At 61.2% G+C, this 518-nt stretch carries 1 protein-coding gene; it reads right to left on the bottom strand.

The annotated features are described in order from the left end of the window. Window positions 1-159: transposase (locus QWZ14_RS08800; protein WP_290316260.1), on the bottom strand; the 159-nt coding region annotated here is incomplete at its 3' end. Window positions 160-518: the final 359 nt, after the last annotated feature.

Below are 518 nucleotides of genomic sequence, written 5' to 3'. Positions count from 1 at the left end.
CGCCTGCTTGCGCCAGGCCCACAGCACGCTCCGGCTCACTTCGTGCCGCCGGGCGACCTCGACGAAACATGCGCCGGGACGCTCCGCCTCCGCCACGATCCGCAGCTTGTCCGCCGCCCGCCATTGCCGCCGGCGCTCGACACCGCTGATGATCTCCATGCCCCAAACCACCCCCCGTCCTTAGCAACGCTCCTACGAGCGTCGATAAGATCAGAAGACAGGTTCAACCCATCGCCGGAAGGCGGCCGTCGCCGTAGGCGTACCCATGTCCGGGCGGGGAAACTGCTTCGACAACGCCATGGTCGAGACGTTTTTCAAGACGCTGAGATCCGAACTCTTCTGGCGCACGGCCTTCGAGACACACGCCGATGGTACAGCTGCATCGGCCGCTACATGATAGCTTCTACAACCCCCATCCGGCGCAATTCACGCTCGACTTCACAAGCCTTGCACAGCTAAAGAAGATGACCATTAACTAATGGCGGATTCAACATTCGTAGCGAACACCACCGATTTCC

Origin of the sequence: Paeniroseomonas aquatica, from assembly GCF_030409335.1 — a bacterium.
Classification (GTDB): Bacteria; Pseudomonadota; Alphaproteobacteria; order Acetobacterales; family Acetobacteraceae; genus Belnapia; species Belnapia aquatica.
This window is presented reverse-complemented; position numbering and strand designations above follow the sequence as displayed.